Source organism: Methanosarcinales archaeon, from assembly GCA_014859725.1.
GTDB lineage: Archaea > Halobacteriota > Methanosarcinia > Methanosarcinales > Methanocomedenaceae > Kmv04.
This window is the reverse complement of record JACUTQ010000174.1, coordinates 1-4241: the sequence shown is the minus strand read 5'-3', so window position 1 is coordinate 4241 and position 4241 is coordinate 1. Positions and strand designations below refer to the sequence as shown.

Annotated in this window: 3 protein-coding genes; 1 reads left to right on the top strand and 2 read right to left on the bottom strand. The window is 42.7% G+C overall.

Annotation, left to right across the window (positions count from 1 at the left end; genetic code table 11):
* Positions 1-1030 (top strand): M3 family oligoendopeptidase (locus IBX40_11380; protein ID MBE0524919.1); only part of this gene is annotated, 1030 nt, incomplete at its 5' end.
* Between the two features lie 7 nt (positions 1031-1037).
* Here IBX40_11380 and IBX40_11375 read toward each other — a convergent pair.
* Positions 1038-1505 carry a hypothetical protein gene (locus tag IBX40_11375; GenBank protein MBE0524918.1) on the bottom strand — a complete coding sequence of 156 codons (468 nt, stop codon included), beginning with the start codon at positions 1503-1505 and terminating at the stop codon, positions 1038-1040.
* Between the two features lie 129 nt (positions 1506-1634).
* Positions 1635-4241 (bottom strand): oligosaccharyl transferase, archaeosortase A system-associated (locus IBX40_11370; protein MBE0524917.1); only part of this gene is annotated, 2607 nt, incomplete at its 5' end.

Here is a 4241-nt window from a genome sequence, read left to right as displayed (position 1 = left end):
CCTTGCCAATGAGATTGATGAAAAAACAGTCCAGGCCTTAGTGAAGGCTGTCACTGACAGGTATGACATCCCCCAGAGATACTATAGATTAAAAAAGGTACTATTGGGAGTGGATGAATTATTTGATTATGATAGGTATGCTCCCCTGCCCATTTCCTCAGAAAAGACAATACTCTGGGAAGAAGGGAAAGAATTAATACTCAATGCCTATAACGACTTTTCCCCGGATATGGAGGAAATAGCTAATAAGTTCTTCACCGAGAGATGGATCCATGCCCCTGTTATGCCTGGCAAGAGAGGTGGTGCATTTTCTGATCCATGCACTCCAGATGTGCATCCTTATATCCTGGTCAATTATACAGGAAATAACCGGGACGTCCAGACCCTGGCCCATGAGCTGGGACACGGGGTCCACCAGTACCTTGCCCGACAGCAGGGATACCTAAATAGCCAGACACCCCTGACCATGGCTGAGACTGCATCTGTGTTCGGTGAGATGTTGGTGTTCAGGTCACTACTGGATAAGGCAGAGAGCAGGGATGAGAAACTGGCTCTCCTGTGTAATAAATTGGAAGGAATGTTCGCTACTGTGTTCAGGCAGGTATCCATGAACCGTTTTGAGGATGCTATTCATAATGCAAGGCGGAGCAGTGGTGAACTATCACCTGAGCGGTTCAGTGAACTCTGGATCAGGACCCAGCATGAAATGTTCAGGACTTCGGTCACACTTACTGAGAATTATAGTCTCTGGTGGAGCTATATCCCGCATTTTCTTGAAGCCCCTGGATATGTGTACGCTTACGCTTTTGGAGAACTGCTTGTGCTTTCTCTTTATAAGAAGTACATTGAACAGGGAGACGATTTTGTCCCAAAATACATGAACCTTCTGGCTTCAGGAGGTAAGGATTCTCCGGGCGATCTGCTAGAGGTATTTGCGATACAGTTAGATGATCCAGATTTCTGGCGTGAGGGATTGGATATTATGGATAAGATGCTGAGCCAGGCAGAGGAATTAATAAATTCCAGATAACCCTGACCTAATAGTTTTCTGTCTCTTCGTGATTCTGGATTTCTTTTTCAATCATAGTTATCCATTTTTTTATAAAATCTTCTGGCATCCCAGCAGCTTCCAACTTTACACGCTCGTTCTTTATCCTTGCCTTTTTTATGGCCTTGGGCGATAGGTCTATCAATCCCTGCTTCTTTATTGTTTCCATCCCTGGTGCAAACGGTTGAAAGTCAGGTATCTCATCAACCACTTCAATTTGACATGAATCAACAATCTTTTTACAGGTTTTAACCACAGAGTCAATGTATTCCTGTTTCCCCTCAAGATACAAAGTGCCGGGTTCGCCTGATCGCAGGTGAGCGATTATAGCCAGGTCTTTTCCGAACCATCCCCTGCGGGCTTTCATGTCCCATTTGCAGGTTTTTGGAAAACTTGCCTTTATGTCAGCTTTGTTCTGACTGTATGTGGTTCCAGGGAAATGTATCTTAGTTGGCATATTGTAGATTTTCTTCTTTTAACAATGCTTTTGCTCTTAGGAAATTGAGATACAATAAATATAAAGGGCAGGAAAATGAAAAAACTTCCCATTAAAAAAATTTACTGGAGATAATACAAAGTGAGTGTACTATCCCATTAAATTAACAGTAATGGTTCCACCGTTCAGCACATGTTGCTCAGCCACATCAACTGTTTTTGTAACATTTCCGGTAGTGATTGAATAAGGTCCGGTCGGCCTGGTATCAAAATTAGTCTCTCCTGGTATCGGACCAAGGGTGGAATATGGAACTATAAGACTGTAAGTTCCGTTCACTGCAGTTGTGGTCTGAGTATAGGTAAACACCCGTCCTTTGGAATTGAACATGTCTGTTACTACATCATTAGTCTTGATATTATTTGAGATGGTTACTGTAGCACCTTCAGGGGCAGTACCTGTGATGGTTGCGCCATTGACGTATTCAAAGATCTTTACATATCCCGTAAATTCCAATGGCAGATTGCCTCCATATAGCGTATTATATCTGTATTTATAATATGGTTCAGGATATCCTCCTTTTGTATCGGGTGCGGGGGCACTTTCATGTACTAATCGATAATGGGATAATCCATTGGTGTCGAGAATATGCAGTCGTGCTTCCATGGAATTATAATAACTTCTACTAGGCAGAGCAGTAATAGTAATTACTTCATTATTGACTAATTGCTGATAATTAAGCCCTTGAACACTCTCGATATACATCAGATAGCTATCTAATTCGGTTGGTGGATTACCGTAATTGAGTTGACCCCCTTCGCGAAGACCTGCATTGTTCCAGGTGGCCATAACATCTAAAATAGCATATGCCATGTATGCATTACTTACAATATATTTTGCACCTGGTTTGTCGTTGATGCCCAGTTCCTGTAATATTCTATTCCCATCTTCCTCTGATTGGGCAGTGAAGTAAGACGATGCACCCGGGGCATGGTCCGGGCCGCCGCCTATACCTGCCTGAAAGGGGTTGGCGTTAGGGATGCGGTGCCCGAAATAGGTGATGACGTGGCCGTAATCCCACCAGGACATGACGCCGTATGCAGTGTCCGGATACTGGAATGTCTCATCTGCAGGGGGGCGGTCATATACTGTATCGAAATCGAGGCCTGTTTCAGGAGTGTTGTAACGCATCCAGTTAAGGGATTCGTACCATTCATAGTAGCCATAGCCTATGGGACCGCCCTGTGTGGTGCGGGATGCAATGGCAAAATTGGGGATGAATAGTATGAGGATTACCAGGATTACGGTTATTATCTGGTGTGCTTTCAGGTCTGAGAGAATGAAATTTTTTAAATCCTCTGGTGTTGAGACCTGGTTCCAGAATTTTTGTAATGTATGCTTTATTCCGGAGATGTCTAATAGGCTGATGCCAAGGAAACTTACCAGGATTGCCACATTCACTGCATAATAATAGAACCATCGGTTCTGACCGGTTGTGAGTAAGAACATGGTGCCGCTCCATATTAAAAACAGGGCTTTTTCCGGTTCCCACTTGCGAATGATGAGGAGTGCTGCGATTACGATCATGGCAAGTAGTGCAAGATTGTAGGTTGATACTAATTCAAAAATTCCTGGAAAACTACCGGAGATCATCCATTGAGTTGGGGGTGAGGCTTCGGCGATGGTAAGGGCACCGCCTGTTTGGGACTTGAAGATTGAGAAGAATGACTGGAAACTTGAGTATATCTGAGGAATAAAGAGTTTAGATATCACCAAACCGATAACGTATATGGAAGCAATCGAAACTGGATAATAAAAATCAGGCATCTTTTTTTCATGCATTTTTATTGATAATATGCCTAATAGTAAGAAAAAAATGGCACTACCAGCTGTGATTAAAATATGGAGATATGAATATTGGTATGTAGTGAATGAATTTCTGGGATCAAAAAAGATCAAAACAAGAGGAAATGCAGCTAAAAATGTAATAATGCTTACAAAACATAGGCCTTCAACAGACCTGCCATGCATATGGTCGACAATATACTGTAATATAATGAATATGGCAACAATTCCTCCAAAGAATACCCCGCTAGACCACTGGAGCAGAAATAATCCAAAAGCAATTCCGGCAAAGATTGAGATGAGTCCAGGAAGTTTTAGTTTATTCCAGTTTTTATTCAGAACGTCGGCAAGTGAAATATCATTTCCTTTTACCGATCTTATTGCCATGATAAAGAACATGAGGAACAAGGTACTGAAGAACACCTCGCCCACATGGTGATCTGTAAATCCTATAACAGAACGGGACAGGAACTGGCCCGGCATTACTGCAATAAGAAATGCAGATAATAGGCCGACACGCCTGTCAAAGGCTGCCTTGCCAATGAAATAAACCGGAAATACCACTAATGCCCCGAATATCCCAGGGAAATATGCACCTATTGTCCTTGTCAGTTCGAGACTGGGTGAGCCTGCACCCAATATTAATGAGGTAATGGCAATCATGTATGTCCACAGGGGGCCGAAGTGGAAGACCTGACCATTTGGATATAATGTAAACGCTTCAAACCAGATTTTATGCGGGAAATTATCAATCAGATTTTCTACAAGGCGCATATGTAATACGGCATCGTCGGCGGCAAATCCGACTATGCCGCCTCTGAATACGGCGTCGTATGGAAGTACGGTACGAATATACAGACTAAGTGCGAAGATGAATAAAACAAATGCAGTGTAAATTGAAAAACGGTTTTTAAA